This window comes from Nonomuraea terrae, from assembly GCF_004348995.1.
Lineage (GTDB): Bacteria > Actinomycetota > Actinomycetes > Streptosporangiales > Streptosporangiaceae > Nonomuraea > Nonomuraea terrae.
Map to the genome: position 1 here is coordinate 1 of NZ_SMKQ01000074.1, position 21886 is coordinate 21886.

At 72.2% G+C, this 21886-nt stretch carries 20 protein-coding genes; 10 read left to right on the top strand and 10 right to left on the bottom strand.

Going from position 1 to position 21886, the window contains the following annotated elements:
- Positions 1 to 254: 254 nt before the first annotated feature.
- Entirely contained in the window at positions 255 to 1202 is a 948-nt protein-coding gene (locus tag E1286_RS23120; protein ID WP_132615530.1) for a lytic transglycosylase domain-containing protein, read from the top strand.
- On the opposite strand, the gene E1286_RS23125 is transcribed toward E1286_RS23120, so the two are convergent.
- The 4 genes from E1286_RS23125 to yczE all read right to left on the bottom strand — a co-directional run bounded on the left by E1286_RS23125 (position 1199) and on the right by yczE (position 6041).
- Positions 1199 to 1744 carry a hypothetical protein gene (locus E1286_RS23125; protein ID WP_132615562.1) on the bottom strand — a complete coding sequence of 182 codons (546 nt, stop codon included), beginning with the start codon at positions 1742 to 1744 and terminating at the stop codon, positions 1199 to 1201. The two genes, E1286_RS23120 and E1286_RS23125, sit on opposite strands and share 4 nt — an antisense overlap.
- Entirely contained in the window at positions 1741 to 3465 is a 1725-nt protein-coding gene (locus E1286_RS23130; RefSeq protein ID WP_132615531.1) for a CehA/McbA family metallohydrolase domain-containing protein, read from the bottom strand. The genes E1286_RS23125 and E1286_RS23130 overlap by 4 nt, the downstream gene beginning before the upstream one ends.
- A gap of 139 nt (positions 3466 to 3604) precedes the next feature.
- Positions 3605 to 5359 carry a glycoside hydrolase family 15 protein gene (locus E1286_RS23135; protein WP_132615532.1) on the bottom strand — a complete coding sequence of 585 codons (1755 nt, stop codon included), beginning with the start codon at positions 5357 to 5359 and terminating at the stop codon, positions 3605 to 3607.
- Positions 5360 to 5405: 46 nt separating this feature from the next.
- Positions 5406 to 6041 carry a membrane protein YczE gene (gene yczE, locus E1286_RS23140; protein WP_132615533.1) on the bottom strand — a complete coding sequence of 212 codons (636 nt, stop codon included), beginning with the start codon at positions 6039 to 6041 and terminating at the stop codon, positions 5406 to 5408.
- 62 nt (positions 6042 to 6103) lie between these two features.
- On the opposite strand from yczE, the gene yczR reads away from it, so the two are divergent.
- The gene (gene yczR, locus E1286_RS23145) at positions 6104 to 7531 is read left to right on the top strand and encodes a MocR-like transcription factor YczR (RefSeq protein ID WP_187368206.1); all 1428 of its coding nucleotides are present in this window, start codon (positions 6104 to 6106) and stop codon (positions 7529 to 7531) included.
- Between the two features lie 105 nt (positions 7532 to 7636).
- Here yczR and E1286_RS23150 read toward each other — a convergent pair whose 3' ends face one another.
- Both E1286_RS23150 and E1286_RS23155 read right to left on the bottom strand, forming a co-directional pair.
- Positions 7637 to 8245 carry a trimeric intracellular cation channel family protein gene (locus E1286_RS23150; RefSeq protein ID WP_132615535.1) on the bottom strand — a complete coding sequence of 203 codons (609 nt, stop codon included), beginning with the start codon at positions 8243 to 8245 and terminating at the stop codon, positions 7637 to 7639.
- A gap of 10 nt (positions 8246 to 8255) precedes the next feature.
- Positions 8256 to 9737, bottom strand: a complete 1482-nt coding sequence (locus tag E1286_RS23155) for a peptide MFS transporter (protein ID WP_132615536.1) — start codon at positions 9735 to 9737, stop codon at positions 8256 to 8258.
- A gap of 139 nt (positions 9738 to 9876) precedes the next feature.
- Between E1286_RS23155 and E1286_RS23160 the strand changes: the two genes are divergently transcribed.
- From E1286_RS23160 to E1286_RS23170, 3 genes are all read left to right on the top strand, one after another.
- On the top strand, positions 9877 to 11715 hold the full coding sequence (locus E1286_RS23160; protein ID WP_132615537.1) for an AMP-dependent synthetase/ligase: 1839 nt from the start codon (positions 9877 to 9879) through the stop codon (positions 11713 to 11715).
- Between the two features lie 88 nt (positions 11716 to 11803).
- Positions 11804 to 13042 carry a hypothetical protein gene (locus E1286_RS23165; RefSeq protein WP_132615538.1) on the top strand — a complete coding sequence of 413 codons (1239 nt, stop codon included), beginning with the start codon at positions 11804 to 11806 and terminating at the stop codon, positions 13040 to 13042.
- Between the two features lie 153 nt (positions 13043 to 13195).
- On the top strand, positions 13196 to 13690 hold the full coding sequence (locus tag E1286_RS23170) for a hypothetical protein (protein WP_132615539.1): 495 nt from the start codon (positions 13196 to 13198) through the stop codon (positions 13688 to 13690).
- Positions 13691 to 13965: 275 nt separating this feature from the next.
- Here E1286_RS23170 and E1286_RS23175 read toward each other — a convergent pair whose 3' ends face one another.
- Positions 13966 to 14607, bottom strand: a complete 642-nt coding sequence (locus E1286_RS23175) for an NAD(P)-dependent oxidoreductase (RefSeq protein ID WP_187368207.1) — start codon at positions 14605 to 14607, stop codon at positions 13966 to 13968.
- Between the two features lie 122 nt (positions 14608 to 14729).
- On the opposite strand from E1286_RS23175, the gene E1286_RS23180 reads away from it, so the two are divergent.
- From E1286_RS23180 to E1286_RS23195, 4 genes are all read left to right on the top strand, one after another.
- Entirely contained in the window at positions 14730 to 15092 is a 363-nt protein-coding gene (locus E1286_RS23180; protein ID WP_132615540.1) for a winged helix-turn-helix transcriptional regulator, read from the top strand.
- Between the two features lie 46 nt (positions 15093 to 15138).
- Positions 15139 to 16116 carry a Rossmann-fold NAD(P)-binding domain-containing protein gene (locus E1286_RS23185; RefSeq protein ID WP_132615541.1) on the top strand — a complete coding sequence of 326 codons (978 nt, stop codon included), beginning with the start codon at positions 15139 to 15141 and terminating at the stop codon, positions 16114 to 16116.
- Positions 16117 to 16276: 160 nt separating this feature from the next.
- On the top strand, positions 16277 to 17266 hold the full coding sequence (moaA, locus tag E1286_RS23190; protein WP_132615542.1) for a GTP 3',8-cyclase MoaA: 990 nt from the start codon (positions 16277 to 16279) through the stop codon (positions 17264 to 17266).
- 42 nt (positions 17267 to 17308) lie between these two features.
- Entirely contained in the window at positions 17309 to 17566 is a 258-nt protein-coding gene (locus tag E1286_RS23195; protein WP_132615543.1) for a DUF6457 domain-containing protein, read from the top strand.
- Positions 17567 to 17869: 303 nt separating this feature from the next.
- On the opposite strand, the gene E1286_RS23200 is transcribed toward E1286_RS23195, so the two are convergent.
- The gene (locus tag E1286_RS23200) at positions 17870 to 18184 is read right to left on the bottom strand and encodes a DUF3099 domain-containing protein (RefSeq protein ID WP_132615544.1); all 315 of its coding nucleotides are present in this window, start codon (positions 18182 to 18184) and stop codon (positions 17870 to 17872) included.
- A 99-nt stretch (positions 18185 to 18283) separates the two neighbouring features.
- On the opposite strand from E1286_RS23200, the gene E1286_RS23205 reads away from it, so the two are divergent.
- Complete coding sequence (locus tag E1286_RS23205) at positions 18284 to 18496, top strand: dodecin (RefSeq protein WP_132615545.1); 213 nt, start codon at positions 18284 to 18286, stop codon at positions 18494 to 18496.
- Between the two features lie 443 nt (positions 18497 to 18939).
- Here the strand turns inward: E1286_RS23205 and E1286_RS23210 are convergent, their stop codons facing one another.
- Positions 18940 to 20337, bottom strand: a complete 1398-nt coding sequence (locus E1286_RS23210) for a metallopeptidase TldD-related protein (protein ID WP_132615546.1) — start codon at positions 20335 to 20337, stop codon at positions 18940 to 18942.
- The gene (locus E1286_RS23215; protein ID WP_132615547.1) at positions 20334 to 21827 is read right to left on the bottom strand and encodes a TldD/PmbA family protein; all 1494 of its coding nucleotides are present in this window, start codon (positions 21825 to 21827) and stop codon (positions 20334 to 20336) included. The genes E1286_RS23210 and E1286_RS23215 overlap by 4 nt, the downstream gene beginning before the upstream one ends.
- Positions 21828 to 21886: the final 59 nt, after the last annotated feature.

Below are 21886 nucleotides of genomic sequence, written 5' to 3' on the forward strand. Positions count from 1 at the left end.
CGCCCGACCCGAGCACCCCGAGCAAGCGGTATCCGGCGATCCGCGCCGGATCACCCGGCCGAAGCGGACGCATGTCCGGCATCCCGCACCTTTCCCCAGCAGCCCGGCCCACGCCGGCGATCCGCCCAGCCGGCACAGTGTCTCAGAGAACGGTGACATGGGGGCCTGCTGTCGTGCCAGGCGTATCGGGTCAGTCCGCCACGCTTCGCGAGATGCCTGAGAGAAGGACGGCACGGCGGGTAGGTTGGCGCAGCATGGAGGTACGCCCGCAGCATCCACGCCCCTCCCGCAGGATCGTCGCGCTCGTGGCGGCCGTCGCCGCGTTCGCCGGAACGGCGGCCTGCGGCTCGCCCACCGACAGTGCGCCCGTGCGCCAGCGGTCCGCGGCCTCTCCGTCCGCGACGGCAGGCGAGGCCACCGCGCAGCCGCCGGAGGAGGAGCTGCCCGCGCCCGACGCGAAGATCCCGAAGAACGCCGCCGGCCTCGCCACGGCCCTGGAGGAGACCACCGCCCGGCTCAACGACGCCATCGACGCCTGGACGGACGGCGGCGAGGCCGCGCCCGGCGAGCCGCCCGAGGACGTCGAGCTGCTGGCGCTCCACCAGCAGCGCCTCTACCGGCACGCCGCCCGCCACCCCGAGGTCGCCTCCCGCGCCTTCGCCCGCCTGCCGAAGGCCCTGGCCGCGCAGGCGAAGGACAACACCGAGGCGATCCGCGAGCTGCTCGCCCTGGCCCGCCCGATCAAGCCGGACGCGGTGTTCAAGACCCGGCGGCCCCGCCCCGCGGCCGAGCTGCTCGGCTACTTCAAGCGGGCCGAGCGCCGGTTCGGCGTGGAGTGGGAGGTGCTGGCGGCGGTGATGTTCGCCGAGACGAAGTTCGGCCGGGTCAGGTCCGACAGTCACGCCGGCGCGCAGGGCCCCATGCAGTTCATGCCGGCCACCTGGCGGGCGTACGGCATGGGCGGCGACGTCCAGGACCCGCGCGACGTCGTCATGGGGGCCGCCAACTACCTGAAGGCGAGCGGCGCCCCCCGCGACTACCGGCGCGCGCTGCACGCCTACAACCCGTCGCAGGCGTACGTGAACGCGATCCAGCTGCACGCCCGCCAGATCAAGCGCGACCCGCGCGCCTACTACGCGTACTACGCCTGGCAGGTGTTCGTGCTCACCACGGAGGGCGAGCGCCGTCTGACCGGCCCCTAGGCATGGTCGGCGCAGCACGGGGTCGGGTTCGGCACCTCGGCGGGTGCCAGCCGTCCACCGGCCGCGGGCATGGTGAGCAGCGTCATCAGCCCGTCCCGCCAGATCGGGCGGACGTGGTCGTTCGTCACCACGAGCGCGTCGTCGGCCGGCGGGTCGGGCGTGGCCAGCACCAGCACCCGGTCGATGGCAGAGCCGCCGCGCAGCTCACCCACCGTGAGGGTGCCGGTGAGCCGGTCGCGGCCGGGGAAGGTGACGACCCGGCCGGAACGCCCGTGCTCGGCCGCCGCCAGCGCCGCCCCCTCCGCCAGCGGCCCGACGCGTTCGCCGCCGAGCGCCCACGACACCTCGGCCGGCGGCTTCACGGGCCCGCCGGGTACTTCCAGCGAGCAGGCGAGGTGCGGCTCCGGCATGCCGAGACCCGCCGGGACGAGATGGGTGCAGCCGACCGCGTCCCCCGGCAGGCCGAGCGCCCGCACCACGGTGTGGAGCAGGTGCTCGGCCGCGGCGAGGGTGCGGGTGCCCGTGTCGACGCCGAGGATCATCGGCCGGGCAGGACCCAGATCGGGTTGCTGTAGAACCACAGGTCGTTCCACGGGTCGGCGTCGCCGTACACGTCGATCGCGGGGCCGTGCGGGTCGACCGAGGCGCCCAGCAGGCCGGGGGCCGACCGCTTGCCGTCGGTGCCGCGCAGCCGCACGTACACCGGCCGGTCGACCTGGCCGAGCCGGTAGGTGAACGTGACGGTGCCGGTGTTCTTGTTCACCTCGTACGACTGCACGACCTTGGTCGCCGGCGTGGTGAAGACGTCCTTGTCGGCGGCGGGGCCGGTGACCTCACCCTGGATGACGTCCACCCGGGCCAGCGTCGGGATGACCTGTGCCCAGTTCGGCCGCCCGGCCAGGGTGATCTCGATGGACAGCTCGACGCGGGCGCCCCTGCGCACGTGGAGGGTGTCGCCGAGCGTCACCCCGCGCCGGCCGTCGCCGGTGGCGCGCGCCCGCACCACGAGGCCGCTGATCAGCCCGCCGTGGTCGACCCAGACGCGGCCGGCGCGCAGGCCGTCCATGACGCCGCCGTAGGAGAAGTCCTGGCTGCCGACGTGGGTCCGGCTGTAGAAGCCGGGCCAGAAGTCGCTGGCGCCGAGGTTGTACGAGCCCCGGTAGACGGGGTCCTCGTAGCGGCCGTTGGCGTCGAAGTCGCTGTTCGGGCCGCGGTCGCTGGTGTCGCCGTGGACGACGTGGGAGTCGGAGTTGGCGGTGATCCACCACGGCTTGCCCTCGGCCAGCAGGCTGTCCCACAGGCCGCCGACGGTGGCGGTCATCCAGTCGAACCCGCCGAAGGTCTTGTAGCTCTCCGCCGGGTAGCCGGGGAAGGAGTCGGCGCCGGGGCCGCCGTCGTAGAGGCCGCGCCCGCCACCGGGGCCGTTCGGCTTGGGGATGCCGCCGGCCTGGTGGCCGGGGGCGCCCTCCATGCCTATGGCGATGGAGGGCTGGGCGTCGCGCCAGCCGCGGATCTCGTGCGGCGAGTCGATGCCCTTGCGGGCGGGGTGGTTGGCGAGGAACAGCGCGTCGGGGACGCGCCGCCGCCTGACCGCCTCGGCCAGGAAGTTCAGGCCGGCGATGGCGAGGGCCTCGTTCTGCGGCGTGTTGGCGCCGGCGTTCTTCACCGAGCCGTCGAAGGAGTTCTCGAACTCCTTGAGGGTCTCGACCTCGCCGCGCCCAGGGGCGACGAACACGGTGCCGTGCTCGGCCGCCGGAATGTTCCACTCCAGGCCCTGGAAGACCAGCGTGTCCTTGACGGCCTCGCGGGCGGCGACGATGTCCGGGTTGACCTTCTCCACGCCGATCCTGGCGTGGGTGGCGCCGCCGTGGTCGGTGATGACGAGCCAGCCCAGCCCGTACGCGTTGCCGTGCCGGACCTGGTCGATCACCCGGTACATGGCGTCCGAGCTGTGCTGGGTGTGGATGTGGTGGTCGCCGGCCAGCCACAGGTAGCCGTCCCTGGGCTCGCGCCCACGGCCTCCGTCGTGCGAGGCCGCCGCGGCGGCCGCCTGGCCCTGGCCGCCGAGCACGCCGGCGGCGGTCAGCCCGGCGCCCAGCAGGCCGGCGCTGCGGAACATGCGCCGCCGCGACAGTTGTCCCGGCGACAGCTCGTCGTCCGGGATGGAAAGATCCCGCGCCTCCGCGGCCTCGCCGCCGCTGAGCTCCTGCGAGTGGTCGTGCGAGTGGTCGTGCGAGTGGTCGTGAGGGTGACCGTGACTCATGGGGGTGCTTGCTCCGTCCCGCCGGGAACACGCTCCGGCTACGGCGCGAGCGTGGCGGAACCAGATGAAGCGGACGTGAACCCCAGAAGATCACCGCATGCCGAATCGGTGCCGCACCCGGGGGCAGAGCCGCCGGGCCCTACGACAGGGCGCGGGCGGCGTGGACCAGGGGCACGTGGCTGAAGGCCTGCGGGAAGTTGCCGACCAGCCGGCCGTAGCGCGGGTCATACTCCTCCGCCAGCAGCCCCACGTCGTTGCGCAGGCCCAGCAGGCGCTCGAACAGGTCTTTCGCCTCGTCCTTGCGCCCCTGCGCGGCCATGACCTCCACCAGCCAGAAGCTGCACGCCAGGAACGCGCCCTCCCCGCCGGGCAGGCCGTCGACGTCGTTGTCCTCGGCCAGCGGATAACGCAGGACGAACCCGTCGGCCATGAGCTCCTTCTCGATCGCCGCGACCGTGCCCAGCACCCGGGGGTCGTCGGCCGGCAGGAACCCCACGATCGGGATCATCAGCAGCGCCGCGTCCAGCTCCGACGAGCCGTACGACTGCGTGAACGTGTTGCGCTCGGCGTCGAAACCCTTGTCGCAGATCTCGGCGTGGACCACGTCGCGCAGCGCCCGCCACTTGTCGACCGGCCCGGTGCGGCCGAAGTTCTCGACGTACTTGACGGCCCGGTCGAGCGCCACCCAGCACATCACCTTGGAGTGCACGAAGTGCCGCCGCGGCCCGCGGACCTCCCACAGGCCCTCGTCGGGCTCGTTCCAGTGGTCCTCCACGTAGTCGAGCAGCTGGCGCTGGATCGTCCAGGCGCGGTCGTCGGGGGACAGGCCGCGGGCGCGCGAGACGTACAGGGAGTTCATGACCTCGCCGTACACGTCGAGCTGGAGCTGTTTGGCGGCCTCGTTGCCGATGCGCACCGGCCGGGAGCCCTCGTAGCCGTCGAGCCAGTCGAGCAGCAGCTCGGGCAGGCGGCGCTCGCCCCCGACGCCGTACATGATCTGCAGGTCCTGCGGGCGGCCGGCGATGGCGCGCAGCAGCCACGCGCGCCAGTCGGCGGCCTCCTCCAGGAAGCCGGAGCTGATCAGCGCGTCGAGTGTCAGCGTCGCGTCGCGCAGCCAGCAGTACCGGTAGTCCCAGTTGCGCACCCCGCCGATGTCCTCCGGCAGGGACGTGGTGGCCGCGGCCACGATGCCGCCGGTCGGCGAATACGTCAGGGCCTTCAGCGTGATCAGCGAGCGCACCACCGCCTCGCGGTAGGGGCCGGTGTAGGAGCACTTCGACACCCACTCCGCCCAGAACGCCTCGGTCTCGCGCAGCTGCACGTCGGAGTCGATCTGCGCCGGCATCGGCTCGTGGGACGGGTGCCAGGTGAACACGAACGCCAGCCGCTCGCCCTCCCGCACCGTGAACGTGGCCCGGTGGGCGTAGTCGCCCCCCTTCAGCGGCACGGGGGAGTGCAGCCACACCGAGTCGGGCCCGCCGACGGCCTGCAGATGGCCGTTGCTGCGCCGTACCCACGGCACGATGCGGCCGTAGTCGAAGCGCACCCGCAGCTGGGTGGACATCTCCACGCTGCCCGAGACGCCCTCGACGATCCGCACCACGTCGGGGTTGCGGTCGCGCGGCGGCATGAAGTCGACGACCCGGACGGTGCCGGTCGGGGTGTCCCACTCGCTCTCGAGGATCAGCGTGTCGCTCCGGTAGCGGCGCCGGGTGGCCGGCTTGCGGCCGGTGGGCCCGAGCCACCAGTGGCCGTTGCGCTCGCTGCCGAGCAGCGCCGCGAAGCTCGCGGGGGAGTCGAACCGGGGCAGGCAAAGCCAGTCGATCGACCCGTCGCGCGCCACGAGCGCGGCCGACTGCATGTCTCCGATCAGCGCATAATCCTCGATCCGCATGCCTAGACGCTACTCGCCGAAAGGGTGATCCCGCGGCCGTATCCGATCATGTCGCGTCATGCCGGGCCCGGCCCGCGGGATCGCTCAGAGGGAGCCAGCGGGTGAACAGCTGCGTGAGCGGCCCGATGGCCAGGGCGAAGACCAGCGTCCCCACGCCCGCCGTGCCGCCGAGCAGCCAGCCCGCGGCCAGCACGGTCAGCTCGATGAGGAAACGCGCGAGCCGCACCGACAGGCCGAGGCGCATCAGGCCGGTCATGATGCCGTCGCGCGGGCCGGCCCCCATGCCGGCGCCGATGTACAGCAGGGTCGCCAGAGCGATGGAGGTCACCGCGAGCGCGACGTACGCGCTCTGGTAGACCAGGTGGCCGGGCGCGGGCAGCAGGTATATCGCCGCGTCGGCGAACAGGCCCACGAACACCACGTTGCTGACGGTGCCGAACCCGGGCCGCTGCCGCAGCGGGATCCACAGCAGCATCACCAGGGCGCCCACCAGGATGATGACCGTGCCGATCGACAGTCCCAGCCGCAGGCCCAGGCCCTGGTGGAAGACGTCCCACGGGCCGTTGCCGAGGCCCGACTCGACCTGCAGGCCGATGCCGAGGCCGTACAGGGCCAGCCCGCCGTAGAGGCGGGCGAGACGGGCGGGCAGGGAACGCGGCAAGGGGATGGCTGTCTCACTCATGGTGGCCTCACAGTGGCATGGCCCGGCTTGCCAAAACAGGGCCAATCACGAAAAGTGGCCTTATGAGGTACTTGTCGGCACAGCAGGTGGCGCGGCTCGTCACGATCGATCCCGCGGCACGCCCTTACTACCGCGCCCTCGCCGACGGCGTGCGCGTCCTCGTCATGGACGGCCAGATCCCCGTACGCGTCCGCATGCCCGCCGAACGCCACCTCGCCGAGACCCTGGGTGTCAGCCGCACCACCGTCACCGCGGCCTACGACCTGCTGCGCGAGCGTGGCTACCTGGAGAGCCGGCGCGGCTCCGGCAGCTGGACCGCCCTGCCCGACCCCGCCACCACCGCCGACAACCCGTGGCACGACACCGGCGACGGCCTCATCCCGCTGCACAGCGCCGCCCCGCCCGCCCCGTCGGCGCTGACCGCCGCCGTGGCGGAGGCGGTCGAGGACCTGCCCCGGTACGCCATGGGCAACGGTTACGACCCCCTCGGCCTGCCCGCGCTCAGGGAACGCATCGCCGCCCGCTACACCGCCAGGGGAGTGGCCACCAGGCCGGAACAGATCGTCGTCACCACCGGCTCCCAGTTCGCCATCCACCTGGCCATGGGGCTGCTCCTCGGGCCGGGCGACCCGGTGCTGGTGGAGTCGCCGACGTTCCCGCACGCCCTCGACGCGGCCCGCCGGCGCGGCGCCCGCATCGTGCCGGTCGGGGTCTCGCCCGAGGGCTGGCAGCCCGACCTGGTCGCCGCGGCGCTGCGGCAGTCGGGGGCGCGCCTGGCCTACCTCATGCCCGACTTCCACAACCCGATCGGCGCCCTCATGCCCGACCCGGTGCGCGCCGCCGTCGCCGAGGCGGCCCGGCGTACGGACACGATCCTGCTGGTCGACGAGACCTGGGCCGAGCTCGCGCTGGACGACGTGCCCGCCACGTCGCCGGCGGCGGCCTTCGACACCGACAGCCGGGTGATCAGCATCGGCTCGGCCGACAAGCTGTGGTGGGGCGGTCTGCGGGTCGGCTGGATCCGCGCCACCGCCGCGCTGGCGCGCCGCCTCGCCCTGTTCCGCTCCTCGGTCGACATCGCCAGCCCCGTGCTGGAGCAGCTCGTCGTGGCGCGGCTGTTCGACCGGCTGGAGGAGTCGCGCGCCGAGCGCCGCCGCACCCTGCGCGCCTCGCGCGACGCGCTCGTCTCGGCGCTGGGCCGGCACCTGCCGGAGTGGACGTTCACCGTGCCGCCCGGCGGCGGCGCCCTGTGGGTACGCCTCGACCGCGGCGGCGCCACCCCGCTCGCCGAGGCCGCGACCGCCCACGGCGTACGTCTCGCGCCCGGTCCCTGGTTCGGCCCCGAGGGCACGCTGGAGGGCTGCCTGCGGCTGCCGTACACGCTGCCGCCCTCGGTGCTGGAGGAGGCGGTCCCCCGGATCCGCGCCGCCCGCGACGGGGTGTCCGCGGGCTCGGCCCGCGTGCCCGACCCGCTGGTCGCCATGGTCTGAGCCACCGGTCTGAGCCACCGGTCTGAGCCACCGGTCTGAGCCACCGGTCTGAGCCACCGGTTCGATTGCTGGTGTGAGCTGCTGAGCTGAGCCGCTGGGTTCGAGTCAGTCGCCGAGGCCCCGGGCCAGCGGGGCCCGCCACTTGCGGCGCATGGCCGCGATGCGCAGCCCGAAGGCCAGCAGCGCCGCCGCCAGGGTCGCCGGCCAGCCCTGCAGCCCGTACGCGTACAGGCCCGCCATCAGCGCCGAGCCCACCAGGGCGGGCACGGCGTAGAGCTGGCGGTCGTACAGGAGCGTGGGGATCTCCCCGGACAGGATGTCGCGGAGCATACCCCCGCCCACGGCCGTCGTGACGCCGAGGAGCGTCGCGTGCAGCGGGCTGAGGCCGTACTCCATGGCCTTCTGCGTGCCGACGGCGCAGAACAGGCCGAGCCCGGCCGCGTCCAGGACCAGGATGGCCGGCATCACCCGGGCCACGTGCGGATGCCAGAAGAAGACGATCACCGTCGCGGCCACCGGCACCAGCACGTAGCCGAGACTCTGGAAGGCGGCCGGCCGCACGTTGAGTATCAGGTCGCGCACGACGCCGCCGCCGAGCGCGGTCATCCCGGCCAGGACGCCCATCCCGACCACGTCGAGTCGTTTGCGCACCCCCATGAGGGCCCCGGACAGGGCGAAGACGAAGACGCCCGCGAGGTCGAGAAGTTGGAACACGCTCGAAGGTCTATCGCATGGCGGGTTCGTGGTGCTCGGCCATCATCACCCGCAGCCGCCGCGTGAACATGAACAGCGCGATTCCCGCCACCACCGCGAGGGCGGCCAGCAGCAGGTAGTACATCGGCTCGGACAACACCTCGCCGAGCCGCCCGGTCTGCCCGCCGATCGCGTCGCCCACCGACACCGCGATGAACCACAGACCGAGCATCTGTCCCTTGAACGCCTCGGGCGCCAGCTTCGCCGTCACCGACAGTCCGACCGGGCTCAGTGACAGCTCCCCGAACACCTGGACGAGGTAGACCAGCACCAGCCACCACACCGACACCCGGCCGGTCCCGGCCAGCGCCGAGGCCACGGCCATGACCACGAAGCTCAGGCCCACCATGACCAGCGCGAACGCGAACTTCTGCGGCGTGCTCACCCGCGTGCCCAGCTTCACCCACAGCGCGGCGAACACCGGCACGAAGATCATGATGAACAGCGGGTTGAACGCCTGCGTCGTGGCCGGCTGGATCGGGACGCCGAACAGCGACAGCTCGGTGTGGTCGCGGGCGAAGAACAGCAGCTTGCTCGGCGCCAGATCGTAGATCATCCAGAAGACGGCGGCTGCCACGAACAGCCACATGTACGCCTTCATCCGGATGCGTTCGTCGTCCGTCAGGCCGTGGCTGCCGAGCATGATGTAGCCGAAGTACGCCACCGGCACGATGAGGATGACGATCGTGACCGCCACCGTGAACCGGTCGATGGTGAGCGTGCCGGTCGCCGCCCACGCCGCGAGCGCGACCACCGTCAGCGCCGTGCCGAGGCCGGCCAGGCGGCCGAAGCGACGCCGCTCCTCCGGCGTCAGCCGCATGCCGGGGCGCTCGCCGACGCCGCTCAGGTGGCGCCTGCCCCCTACGTACTGCGCCAGGCCCAGCGCCATGCCGACCGCCGCCGCGCCGAAGCCGAGGTGCCAGCGGTCGCCGGCGGCCAGCCAGCCGACCACGAGCGGCGCGAAGAAGGCGCCGAGGTTGATGCCGAGGTAGAACAGGGAGAACCCGGCGTCGCGGCGGCCGTCGTCCTCCTCGGGGTAGAGCCGGCCGACCATGACGGAGATGTTCGGCTTGAGCAGGCCCGTGCCGGTGATGATGAGCGCCAGCCCCAGCCAGACGAAGAACGGCGTCGTCACCGGGATCGCCATGCTGATGTGCCCCAGCATGATGATGAACCCGCCCCAGAACACCGACCTGCGCGCGCCCAGGATGCGGTCGGCGATCCACCCGCCGGGCAGCGCCACCAGGTAGATGAGCGCCCCGTAGACGCCCACGACCGCCTGGGCCGTCACGTCGGACAGGCCGAGCCCTTGGTTCGCCGGCGACGCGGCCATGAACGTGGCGAGGATCGCCCGCAGGCCGTACCAGGAGAACCGCTCCCACATCTCGGTGCCGAACAGCGTGGCCAGACCTCGTGGGTGACCGAAGAACGTCCTGCCACCGCCGTCACTCATGCACAACCCCTGTCCTGTAACTAATCGATCACTTTATGTGAGACCCGCGAGTGCTCGGGCCAAAGGCCCTTGCCGCTACCCCGGGGCTGTGGTGCGATGCGAGGCAATTCATACAAGTGAATTACCGGAGGCGGGTGCCATGGCCGAAGTCCTCGAAGTTCGCGCCGAGATCGAGCAGGAGATCTCGGGCCGTACCGTCTGCGAGCAGCTCAGACGTGCCGCCGAGCAGCATTCCGACGCACCCGCCTACTCCGACCCGGAAGGCGGCGGCTGGGCCACCCTCACCTACGGGCGGGCGCGCACGCGCGTCCTGGAGATCGCCGCCGCGTTCGCCGCGCTCGGGCTGCGGCCGGGGGAGCCGGTGGCGCTCATGATGGTCAACCGCAGCGAGCACGTCCTCGCCGACCTCGGCGCCGTGCACGCGGGCGGCGTGGGGTGCACGGTCTACTCCACGTTCGCGCCCGAGCAGATCGCCTTCGTCGTCTCCGACGTCGGCGCTCGCTACGCGGTGCTCGGCGGCCCCGCCGACCTGGCCCGCTGGCAGCCGGTGCTCGACCGGCTGGACGGCGTGCGCAAGATCATCATGCTGGAGGGGGCGCCGGCCGGGGAGCGGTTCATGAGCTGGGCCGACTTCCTCGACCTGGGCAGGCGCCGGCTCGCCGAGGACCCGGCGGCGGTCGAGGAGCGCTGGCGCGCGGTCACCGCCGGCGACGTGGCCACCGTGCTCTACACCTCGGGCACCACCGGCACGCCCAAGGGCGTCCCGCTCACCCACGCAGCCATCTTCTACGAGGTCGCCGCCACCGACCGGATGACCTCGCTGCCCGTACGCGGCACGCAGATCTCCTACCTCACCTACGCGCACATCGCCGAGCGCGTCCTCAGCCTCTACCTGCCCCTGGTCAAGGCCTCCCACGTGTACTTCTGCACCGACCTGGCCAACCTGGGCGCGACGCTCGGGCAGGTGCGGCCGATGATGTTCTTCGGCGTGCCGAGGGTGTGGGAGAAGATGATGGCCCGCCTGCTCGCCGTCCTCGCCACCCAGCCGCCGGAGCAGCAGGCCGCCGTGCGCGGCGCCATGGAGGCCGGCGTCGCCTACGTCGAGGCCGGCCAGTACGGCCGCACCGTCACGCCCGAGATCAGGGCCGCGTACGAGCGGGCCGACTCCGCGCTGCTGTCGGTCATCCGCGGCATGATCGGGTTCGACCGCGCCGAGTGGACCGCCACCGGCGCCGCGCCGCTGCCCGCCGAGGTGCAGCGCTTCTACGCCGGCCTCGGCCTCAAGGTCATCGACGTGTACGGCATGACCGAGACCACCGGCGCCTTCACCGCCAACAGCCCCGCCTGCTACCGCCTCGGCAGCGTCGGCAGGCCCGAGCCCGGCGTCGAGGTCCGCATCGCCGAGGACGGCGAGATCCTCACCCGCAGCCCGCTCAACACCGCCGGCTACGTCAACCGCGCCGAGGCCACCGCCGAGCTCATCGACGCCGACGGCTGGCTGCACACCGGAGACATCGGCACCGTCGACGAGGACGGCTTCTACCGGGTGATCGACCGCAAGAAGGAGCTGATCATCACGGCCGGCGGGGAGAACATCTCGCCCGCCGAGATCGAGAACCACCTCAAGGAGCACCCGCTCATCGGGCAGTCCCTCGCCTACGGCGACAACCGGCCGCACCCGGTGGCCGTGCTCACCCTGGACGGCGAGGTCGCGCCCGGCTGGGCACAGGCGCGCGGCATCACCTTCGCCTCGCTGGCCGAGCTGAGCGAGCACCCGGACGTCCTCAAGGAGGTGGAGGCAGCGGTGGAGGCGGCCAACGCCAAGCTGGCGAGGGTGCAGCAGGTGAAGAAGTGGGCGCTGCTCGGCACGGAGTGGACCGCCGAGACCGAGGAGCTCACCCCGAGCCTCAAGCTCAAGCGCCGCGTCATCCACGCCAAGTACGCCGACATCATCGAATCCCTCTACACCGACTCCTGACCGGCCGCGAGCGCTCCGGCGGGGCTTTGCCAATGGGGGCGCGTGTCGGGGCCGTGGTCATTACCGACCGGTTCCTACCGTCTCGATCATGACCAGAAGCCTTCTTCTCGTCTCGCTCGCGGCGGGATCCCTCACGGCGCCCGCGACCGGGGCCGCCGCCTGGGCAGCCGCCGCGACCGAGCCCGAAATCCGCTCCATCACCGTACGTCCCGAGCAGCCCGTGGTCGGCGCGCAAGGCTCCGTCCGCCTCGTGATCGACGTGATCGCCAGGGGGGCGCGGGGCAAGAACGGCGTCACCGTCAAGGTGGAGCCGGGCGATCCTCCTGGGCCGGTCCTGGCCGACAAGCAGCCCGCGCCGCAGGACGTGCAGCCGGCCCCGACGCAGCCGCCCGTCCAGGTGCCCATCCAGCCGCCGCCCCAGTCGTCCGTCTACGCGCCCGCCCAGGTTCCCGGCCAGATCCGGCCGCCGTCTCAGGTGATGGCCCAGGGCAGGGGCCACGGCTTCACCCAGGCTCCCGTCCCCGCAGCGGCCGCCACACCACCCCCGGGCACCCCGGACACCTCGGACTCGCCGAACCTCTCGGGCTCGCCGAACACCTCCGACTCGCGGGACACCTCGGACAGGCCGGACACCTTCCCGCAGCCGGGAGCGGCGCCGGCCGTCGAGCCGGAGCCCCAGTACGCGTGGGTGCCGGACTGGCCCGAGCCGCGCCCCCGCAACCCGCAGCCGCTCGACCCGCAGCCGCTGGGCCAGAACGACCGGCGGCCGCCGAACCCGCAGCCCGCCCCGGCCTCCAAGGACGGCGCCATCGCGCAGGAGAGGCCGCAGCTCCCGCCGCACATGGTCCGGCGCACGGCCGCGGCCCGCGTCGCGGACGGCTGGCAGACCTGGCGCTTCCTGCCGGACAAGAGGCTCACCCGCTACTACCCGGCGGGCACCTGGACGATCACCGCGACCGCCACCGGCGCGAACGGCGCGACGATCAAGGAATACGCCTCGTTCGAGCTCCGGCGCGAGACCAGGCTCTCGTCGGTGCGGGTGGAGAAGTCGCCCCGCACGGACACCGTACGGCTGCGGGGGTCCCTGACCCGTGTGGACCCGCGCGGCCTGACCGACTACGGCCCCTTCGGCAGGCAGCGGCTGGAGCTGCTGTGGCGTCCTGACACGTCCTCGGACTGGGAGAAGGCGGGCGAGACGACGACGGACGCGGCCGGAGCGTTCGCCGGCACGGTCAAGGGCCGCACGGGCGGCTACTGGCGCGTCCGCTACTCCGGAACCGCCCACTACGCCTCAGATATCTCGAAAGCACACCAAATCACTCAATGAGGCGATAAACACAATTCAAATGGGCGTTGCATCAATCTTCGTTGTCGAATCGTGATCTGCCGTATTGCAACTTTTCCGTACCGTTACGCGTCATTGGCGTTTGACGTCCCCGGATTCGGGGGCGTTCTCACACGGGGAAGGAATTCTGCAGTGATGATGCGACGTCTAGCCGCCGGCCTCGCGGCCGCCGCTCTGGGCGCCACGATGGTGGCCACCGCCGCCTCGCCCGCGCTCGCCGACGACCCGGGCCTCGACCCGGATGTCGCCGGTGGCCGCACCAGCCTCCAGCTCGACGCGAGCCCCGAGCCCGCCTGGCGCGGCAAGCGCATCACCCTCTCGGGCAAACTCACGGTGCAGTGCGACGCCGACTACATCAGCGGTCTCGTCTCGGTGCACCACGCCGACACCTGCAAGAAGCAGGAGCGCTGGCACCGACTGGCGTGGAAGCGGATCGTGATCCTCTTCCAGCCCGCCGGCAGCGGCAAGTGGGAGTACGTCGACACCCTCCGCACGAGCGGCAAGGGCTACTTCAGCACGAAGGTGCCCGCCCGCACGTCGGGCACGTGGCGCGCGGTCTTCGAGGGCGCCAAGTGGCTGTCCCCGTCGGAGGGCACGGACTGGCTCAAGGTCATCGGTCACCGCCGCTGACCCACCAGCCCGGACCGCCGTGACCGGCCCGCCACGGGTCGGCCCATCGGACCGGCCCTCCCGGATCGGCCCGACCAGGACCGACCCACCGGGCCGACCACCTGGATCGGCAGAAAGAACGCCCGGCCATTGCGGCCGGGCGTTCGCCGTATCTGCAGGCCGACCTGCAATTACGCGCGTTCCCGCGCCATTTAGCGCAATTTCCGGCATCACGGTATTTCGCCGCAACAGCGCACCACCGCCCGTCGCGAACCCCCGGCTCCAGCCGCGGAAGGCTAACCGAAGACCGCGACCTGAACCCGGTGATGCGCGGGCCGCTCCGCCTCGTCCACGATCGCCCCCGCCACGTCCGCGTACGAGAAGGCGGCGTCGCCCTTGACGGGCACTCGCGTCCCGCCGACCCGGTACCGCCCCGTCCCGGGCGACTCGGCGTCCAGGAACACGGGCGGCGGCGCGATCATCACCCAGTCGAGCGCCGACCCCTCGAACACCTCCAGCTCCGCCGCGTGCCCCAGCGAGAATGCCCGCGCGTCCGCCGGAAAGCCGGGCGTGTCCACCAGCCGCACGCCCGGCGCCACCTCCAGCAGCGAGCCGATGCCCAGCGCCACCAGCCGGGAGACCCCGGCCCGCGCCAGCCCGTCCACGAGCGCGCGGGCCGCCGCGGGGAAGAACTCCCGCGCGGGCACGTCCAGCCGCGCCGCCACCTGCACCGCCACGTCGTGTCCCGCCGCCGCCCCGGCCACGCTGCCCGGGTCGGTGACGTCCCCGGCCACGACCCGCACCCGCTCCCCGGCCAGATCGGGATGCCTGCCGGGGTCACGCACCACGGCCGTCACCTCGTGCCCGCGCCGGGCCGCCGTCGCGACCACCCGCCGCCCGGCCCGCCCGCCGGCGCCGAACACCACGATCCCGCTCATCACGCACTCCGTCCCGCGGCCGGAACCGTCCGGCCGTCACGGCAGACCGTAAGGCGCGGTGCGTCGCTTTCCGCAACGATAGTGACCCCCGCCAGGGGAGGGTCCGCGCCTACGATGGCGGGATGCCCGAGCCGCTCGATCCCGACATGTTCGCCGGATGCCCGCCGGTCGGCGGGCCGGTCCGCATCGGCGACAAGTGGACCGCGAAGATCATCCGCTGCCTGGAGTCCGGCCCCCGGCGCTTCACCGAGTTGCAGGTGCCGCTGCGCGGCATCACCCCGAAGGTCCTCACCGCCTCCCTGCGCGCCATGGAACGCGACGGCCTGCTCACCCGCACGGCGTACGACGAGATCCCGCCGCGCGTCGAGTACGCGCTGACCGACCTCGGCCGCAGCCTCATCGAGCCGATGAACGCCGGCTGCGCCTGGTCGCGCGCGCATCTCGCCGAGCTGACCCGCGCCCGCGCCTCTTGGCAGGCCGGCTGAGCGCCGGCGGCGCGCCGCCGGGGCCGGAAGTGGCAGGGTGGGCCGCATGAGAGTGCTGATCCTCGGCGGCACCTGGTTCCTGGGCCGCCGCATAGCCGAACGCCTCGCCGAGCGCGGCGACCAGGTTCTCATCGCCCATCGCGGCTCCGCGCGCTCCGATCCCGGCGTGCCGGGCCTCCACCTGCGCACCGACCGCCACGACCTCGCCCGGCACGCCGGCCAGATCAAGGACTTCGCCCCGCAGGCGGTGGTCGACACCTTCGCGCTGACCGGCGCCGACGTCGACGCCGTCCTGCCGGTGCTGCCGCATGTGCCGTCCGTGGTGCTGTCCAGCCAGGACGTCTACGAGGCGTACACCGGCCTGCAGACCGGCCAGTGCCTGTCGCCCGTGCCGATCACCGAGGAGTCCCCGCTGCGCCGCGAACGCTACCCGTACCGCGGCAAGGGCTATCCCGGCGTGCCCGACGACTACGAGAAGCTCGACGTGGAGGCGCGCTGGCTGGATCGGGGCGCGGTCGTGCTGCGCCTGCCCTTCGTGTACGGCCCCCACGACTACCAGCGCAGGGAGGAGCCGATCCTGCGCCGGGTCCGCGCCGGCCGCGATCGCGTCCCGGTCGGCGCCGCCAACCTCCTGTGGACCAGGGGCCACGTCGACGACATGGCGACCGGTGTGCTGGCGGCCCTGGACATCCGCTCCGCCGACGGCCTGGCGGTCAATCTCGGCGAGTCGACGACCGTCCCGATCGGGGTCTGGTTCGAGCAGATCCTGCGCGCGGCCGGCTCCCGCACCCGCCTGGAACGCGTACCCGACGACCGTCTCCCGCCCGACCTCGCCCTGGCCGGCGCGCCGGCGCAGCATCTCCTGGTCTCCTCGGCCCGCGCCGAGAGGCTCCTCGGGTGGGCGCCCGGCGATCCCGAGACCAGGGTCGCCGAGTCGGTCCGCTGGCACCTGGCCCACCCGCCGGAGGGCGGATGGACGGACGCCGACGCCGCCGCGGACGACGCCGCCCTGGCCGGACCATGACCCCGACCACGGGATCTGTCGCGAAAAGTAGGCATTCGCGCGGTAATGAGGAATCGATCTAGGGGACAATGTGTTGTCGAGGCTGGGGAACCGATTTCCCGCGCCGGACGTCGGCCGACGTAGTCTGGCGCTCTGGCGAACGAACAGGAGGTGACGCCCCATGTTGCGAGACTCGTTCGGACGGGTGGCGACGGATCTGCGGGTGTCCCTCACCGACAAGTGCAATCTGCGCTGTACGTACTGCATGCCTCCCGAGGGCCTCGACTGGCTGCCGAACGCCCAGCTCCTGACGGCCGACGAGATCGTCCGCCTCGTGACGATCGGCGTCGAGCGGCTCGGCATCACCGAGGTCCGTTACACCGGCGGCGAGCCCCTCCTGCGGCGTGAGCTGGTCGACATCGTGGCCCGCACCACGGCGCTGGAGCCCCGGCCGCAGGTCTCACTGACCACGAACGGCATCGGCCTGGCCCGCCTGGCCGAGTCGCTGGCCGACGCCGGCCTCGACCGCGTCAACGTCTCGCTCGACACCCTCGATCCCGCCACGTTCAAGCGGCTCGCCCACCGTGACCGGCACGCCGACGTGATCGCCGGCCTCGCCGCCGCCGACCGCACGGGGCTGCGTCCCGTGAAGGTCAACACGGTGCTGATGCGCGGCGTCAACGACCACGAGGCCGTGCCGCTGCTGCGCTGGTGCCTCGAGCAGGGCTACGAGCTGCGCTTCATCGAGCAGATGCCGCTCGACGCCCAGCACGGCTGGAGCCGCGACGAGATGGTCACCGCCGACGAGATCCTCCAGCTCCTGTCCGCCGACTTCGACCTCGCGGCCGACGACCTGGAAGACCGCGGCAGCGCCCCCGCCGAGCGGTTCCTGGTCGACGGCGGGCCCGCCAGGGTGGGCGTGATCGGCTCGGTGACGCGGCCGTTCTGCGGCTCGTGCGACCGCGTCCGGCTCACCGCCGACGGCCAGGTGCGCAACTGCCTGTTCGCGACCGAGGAGTCCGACCTGAAGACGGCGATGCGCGCGGGCGCCTCCGACGAGGAGCTGGCCGAGCGGTGGATCGCGGCGGTGGCGCGCAAGCGCGCGGGGCACGGCATCGACGACCCGTCCTTCCTGCAGCCGTCCCGCCCCATGTCCGCCATCGGCGGCTGACGACTCCCCGCGCGACACCATCGACGATCTGAGGAGACTCGTATGCACGTGCTCAACGAATGGACGAACCTGGCCTGCAAGGAACTGGGCATCGACCCGGCCCGGGTGGACCGCGACAAGATCCTCGACCTCACCAAGGAGGTCGCCCACAACGTCGCCCGCCCGGCCGCGCCGCTGACGGCGTACCTGGTGGGGCTGGCCCAGGGGTCGGGGACGGCCTCCGAGGACGCCGTGGAGCGGATCGTGGCGCTGGCGAACAACTGGGGGCGGGCCACCGAGGAGACTTTGACTGACAGCTGACACCGAGCGAACTGCCGAAGTCAAGCCGCCCCCGCCTGAGGTTTTCCTGTGAATATCGGGGCGGGGGTGAGTGTAAACGATTTCGGGAAAGCGGCCCTATCCGACTGGGCCGACAAGCCCGGTGGCTGATCGAAAAGTCACAGGAAAAGGGCGACGCCGGGTGGTTACGGGGGCAAACCACCCGGCGTCGCTTCATCGGCGTTCCGACGGGGGCCCGGAACGCCGGCACCAGCGCTCCGACGGGGGACCGGAGCGCTTGGCTAAAGCGTACACCTACAACCCATGGGATGCGTCAAGACTTAGTCACGACCCGATCTCGCGTCGGTGCAGCGGTATCTCGGTTTGGTTAGCCTCAGGCGACTGAAAGGTCTGCGGCGGGGCGGGTTCGCCCCTCTCGTTGGCCCCGATTACGGCTATGTATGGCAAAAAGACCGCAGCGGCGATGAACAGCATGCGGTAGGGCCACGGAACGGGCACCACGACCGCCAGGATCAGGCAGATCGTGCGGATTCCCATCTTGATGAGGTAGCTGATCTCACGCCTGCGAATGTCGTCGGTCAGCGACGGCTTGGCGTCCGTCACCTGGTGGACGTCCGGCTTCTTGCGCCACCCCTTCATACCTTCCACGGTAGACCCAGGGGGTGGTGGTCGCCACCGCGCCCCGGAGCGGGCACGGGGTCATGCGATCATGGCCCTTCAGCAAGGGAGGATGGGGAGATGACGGATCGTACGTACCGGGTCACCGAGATCGTCGGCACGTCGGAGGAGAGCGTCGACGAGGCCATCCGCAACGGCCTGCGGCGGGCCTCGCAGACGCTCCGGCACCTGGACTGGTTCGAGGTGACGGAGATCCGCGGGCACATCGAGTCGGGTGAGGTCGCCCACATCCAGGTCGGCATGAAGGTGGGCTTCCGCCTGGAAGACGCCTGACGCCCACGAGAACGCCCGCGGGCCCGCAGCCGCCCCACGGATCCGCCCGCGGGCCGCGCGACGCACAGGAGCGGCCTGGGCCCTGACAGAGCGGCCGACCGGCGGCACCGGCTGCTCCTCGACCAGGCCGCCACCGCGCGGCAGTCGATCGCCCCGAGGCGCCGCTCCGACGTCGACTTCACCGGCGGCCCCGCGTCAGTCGGTCGTCCGCACCTGAACGCCGCCACCGCCCACCTGGTGAGCGCGCGGCGCCGCCACCGCGGCCACACCCGCCGGCGCCGGTCGCTGAGCTACGCCGCGGGGCCGCGCAGGTCGCCACCGCGAACGAGGTGCACATCCGGCGGCTGACCGGCACCCCGTGGCCGCGGCGGTGCGCGGGCCGGTGCGCCGGCTCACCGCCGAATCCGGCAGAGCGCAACGCCACCGGCTGAACCCGCCGCGGGTCAGCTGGCCTGGCTGACCGTGGACATGTTGAAGTCGGGCACGCGGACAGCCGGCATGATCGTGCGCTGGAAGTAGTCGTTCCACTCGCGGGGCAGCGTGCGCTCGCTCGCGCCCACCTCCGTCACCCGCCCCAGCAGGTCGACCGGGCTCTCGTTGAAGCGGAAGTTGTTCACCTCGCCCACCACCTCGCCGTGCTCGACCAGGTAGACGCCGTCGCGGGTCAGCCCGGTCACCAGCAGGGTCTGCGGGTCGACCTCACGGATGTACCACAGGCAGGTGACCAGCAGGCCGCGCCGCGTCGAGGCGATCATCTCCTCCAGCGACGGCGACGGCCCGCCGCCTGGCCCCCGCATGATGAGGTTGTCGATGGCCGGGGTCACCGGCAGCCCGCTCAGCTCGGCCGAGTAGCGGGTCTGCAGCAGCGCCTCCAGGCGGCCGTCCCTGATCCAGTCGGTCGGCGCCAGCGGCAGCCCGTTGTCGAACACCGAGCTCTCCCTGCTGGAGGCGTGCGCCGTCACGAACGGCGGGCACGCGATGCCCTCGGCGCCCGGGTCGCTCGACAGCGTCACCGGCAGCGTGGCCAGCTGCTCGCCCACCCGCGTGCCGCCGCCCGGCTTGGAGAACACCGAACGCCCGTCGAGCGCGTCCCTGGCCCCCGCCGACCAGAACAGGTAGATCATCAGGTCGGCCACCGCGCTCGGCGGCAGCAGCGTCTCGTAGCGCCCCGCGGGCAGGTCGACCCGCGTCTTGGCCCACTCCAGCCGCTGCGCCAGCGACGAGCCGAGCGCGGCCACGTCGACGTCGGTGAAGTCACGCGTGGACACGCCCGTCCACGCCGAGCGCTTCAGATCGGCCGACTTGGCGTTGACCTCGAGCCGCCCGGCCGGCTGGTCGTGACGCAGCCGCACGCCCGTCGACGTGCCGAGGAAGGTGGAGGTCAGCGAGTGCTCGGCGAAGCCGTACAGCCTCGTGCCACCCGCCTCGGCGGCGGCGAACGCCTCGCCGAGCGCGGGCGCGAACCGCTCGAACACCCCGATGTCAGTCGGGCGTACCTCGTCGTCCCAGTGCGGCGACGCGGCGCCGGCCTCGACCAGCGGGCGGGCGTCCTCGGCGGGCCGGGCCGCGCGCGCCGCGGCGTCGGCCGCCGCCACCACGTCGGCCAGCTGGTCGGGACGTACGGCGGCCCGCGACACCACCCCCACGCCCTGCCCCGCGATCGAGATCACGGTCAGCTGCGCCGAGCGGGCCACCCCGTTGGTGGTCAGCGTGTTGCCCGCGAAGCGCAGGTTGGCCGTGGAGCCCTCGTCCACGAGCACCACGCAGGCGTCGTTGCGCGACAGCTCCAGCGCCCGCTCCACCGTCTCCTGCGCGGAGGTCTGGACCGACAGCCCGCTCATTTCCCGCCCTCCTGCACCGTGTTGAGAATCCGCACGTCGCGGAACAGCGCCGACGGGCAGCCGTGGCTCACCGGCGCGACCTGCCCGGGCTGCCCCTTGCCGCAGTTGAAGGCGCCCCCCAGCACGTACGTCTGCGGCCCGCCGACCGCCTCCATCGACTGCCAGAAGTCGGTCGTCGTCGCCTGGTAGGCGAAGTCCCTGACCTGCCCCTCCAGCCGCCCATGGGAGATCTTGTACGCCCGCTGCCCGGTGAACTGGAAGTTGTAGCGCTGCATGTCGATCGACCAGCTCTTGTCGCCGACGATGTAGATGCCGCGCTCGACGCCCGCGATCAACTCGTCGGTCGAAGGCCCGCCGGGCGCCGGCGCCAGCGACACGTTGGCCATGCGCTGGATGGGCATGTGGCCGGGCGAGTCGGCGAAGGCGCACCCGTTGGAGCGCCCGAACCCCTTCATCAGCGCCATCCGCCGGTCGAGCTGGTAGCCCACCAGGACGCCGTCGCGGATGACGTCGAAGCTCTGCCCCTGCACGCCCTCGTCGTCGTAGCCGACCGTGGCCAGGCCGTGGGTGACCGTGCGGTCGCCGGTCACGTTCATCGGCGACGAGCCGTACACCAGCTCGCCCAGCTGGTCGAACGTGGCGAAACTGGTGCCGGCGTAGGCGGCCTCGTAACCGAGCGCGCGATCGAGCTCGGTCGCGTGGCCGATCGACTCGTGGATCGTCAGCCACAGGTTGGACGGGTCGATCACCAGGTCGTAGTCACCGGCCTCGACCGAGGGCGCCGCCAGCTTCTCCGCCAGCAGCTCCGGCAGCCTGGCCAGCTCGTCCTGCCAGTCCCAGCCCGTGCCGGTCAGGTATTCGTAGCCGCGGCCGACCGGCGGCGCGATCGTCGACATGTCGTCGAAACCGCTCTCGGCCGCCTTCATCGCGTTGAGCTTCGGGTAGACCCGCACCCGCTGCTGGGTGGTCACCGTGCCGGCCGTGTCGGCGTAGAACTTCTGCTCCTTGACCTGCAGCAGCCGGGCCGAGACGTGGTCGGCGCCCTTCAGCAGCCCGGCCGACCAGTCGGCCAGCAGGCCCACCTTGTCGGCCTGCGCCACCTCGAACGGGTCGACGTCGTACGCCGACACCCACACCGCCTCGGCGTGCACCGGCTCGGGCGCCAGCTCGATGGGCTCCCGGTTGATCGGGGCGCTCACCTCCGCCACCCGCACCGCCTGCTCGGCCACTTTCGCGGCCGCCTCGGGCGTCAGGTGGATGCCGGCGGCGAACCCCCATGTGCCGCCCTTCACCACGCGCACGGCGTAACCCAGGTCGTCGGCGTCCATGGCGCCTTCGAGCCGGGCATCGTAGAGACTCAGCGTCTCCGCCCGTACGCGCTCGAGGCGGAAGTCGGCGTGTTCGGCGCCGAGGTCGCGTGCGCGTTGCAGGGCGGCGTCCGCCAGCTGCCGCAGCGGCAGCTCCAGGAAGTCGGGATCGATCTGGCGCATGTCCACGATCCTAACCCTGTGATCTTGTGTCACCCGGACAAGCGGATACCCGCCGGTAG

What these genes read in the sequence shown, in the direction of transcription:
- E1286_RS23120 (WP_132615530.1), top strand. Translation starts at nt 255, where the DNA reads ATGGAGGTACGCCCGCAGCATCCACGCCCCTCCCGCAGGATCGTCGCG.
- E1286_RS23125 (WP_132615562.1), bottom strand. Translation starts at nt 1,744, where the DNA reads ATGATCCTCGGCGTCGACACGGGCACCCGCACCCTCGCCGCGGCCGAG.
- E1286_RS23130 (WP_132615531.1), bottom strand. Translation starts at nt 3,465, where the DNA reads ATGAGTCACGGTCACCCTCACGACCACTCGCACGACCACTCGCACGAC.
- E1286_RS23135 (WP_132615532.1), bottom strand. Translation starts at nt 5,359, where the DNA reads ATGCGGATCGAGGATTATGCGCTGATCGGAGACATGCAGTCGGCCGCG.
- yczE (WP_132615533.1), bottom strand. Translation starts at nt 6,041, where the DNA reads ATGAGTGAGACAGCCATCCCCTTGCCGCGTTCCCTGCCCGCCCGTCTC.
- yczR (WP_187368206.1), top strand. Translation starts at nt 6,104, where the DNA reads ATGAGGTACTTGTCGGCACAGCAGGTGGCGCGGCTCGTCACGATCGAT.
- E1286_RS23155 (WP_132615536.1), bottom strand. Translation starts at nt 9,737, where the DNA reads ATGAGTGACGGCGGTGGCAGGACGTTCTTCGGTCACCCACGAGGTCTG.
- E1286_RS23160 (WP_132615537.1), top strand. Translation starts at nt 9,877, where the DNA reads ATGGCCGAAGTCCTCGAAGTTCGCGCCGAGATCGAGCAGGAGATCTCG.
- E1286_RS23165 (WP_132615538.1), top strand. Translation starts at nt 11,804, where the DNA reads ATGACCAGAAGCCTTCTTCTCGTCTCGCTCGCGGCGGGATCCCTCACG.
- E1286_RS23170 (WP_132615539.1), top strand. Translation starts at nt 13,196, where the DNA reads ATGATGCGACGTCTAGCCGCCGGCCTCGCGGCCGCCGCTCTGGGCGCC.
- E1286_RS23175 (WP_187368207.1), bottom strand. Translation starts at nt 14,607, where the DNA reads ATGAGCGGGATCGTGGTGTTCGGCGCCGGCGGGCGGGCCGGGCGGCGG.
- E1286_RS23180 (WP_132615540.1), top strand. Translation starts at nt 14,730, where the DNA reads ATGCCCGAGCCGCTCGATCCCGACATGTTCGCCGGATGCCCGCCGGTC.
- E1286_RS23185 (WP_132615541.1), top strand. Translation starts at nt 15,139, where the DNA reads ATGAGAGTGCTGATCCTCGGCGGCACCTGGTTCCTGGGCCGCCGCATA.
- moaA (WP_132615542.1), top strand. Translation starts at nt 16,277, where the DNA reads ATGTTGCGAGACTCGTTCGGACGGGTGGCGACGGATCTGCGGGTGTCC.
- E1286_RS23195 (WP_132615543.1), top strand. Translation starts at nt 17,309, where the DNA reads ATGCACGTGCTCAACGAATGGACGAACCTGGCCTGCAAGGAACTGGGC.
- E1286_RS23200 (WP_132615544.1), bottom strand. Translation starts at nt 18,184, where the DNA reads ATGAAGGGGTGGCGCAAGAAGCCGGACGTCCACCAGGTGACGGACGCC.
- E1286_RS23205 (WP_132615545.1), top strand. Translation starts at nt 18,284, where the DNA reads ATGACGGATCGTACGTACCGGGTCACCGAGATCGTCGGCACGTCGGAG.
- E1286_RS23210 (WP_132615546.1), bottom strand. Translation starts at nt 20,337, where the DNA reads ATGAGCGGGCTGTCGGTCCAGACCTCCGCGCAGGAGACGGTGGAGCGG.
- E1286_RS23215 (WP_132615547.1), bottom strand. Translation starts at nt 21,827, where the DNA reads ATGCGCCAGATCGATCCCGACTTCCTGGAGCTGCCGCTGCGGCAGCTG.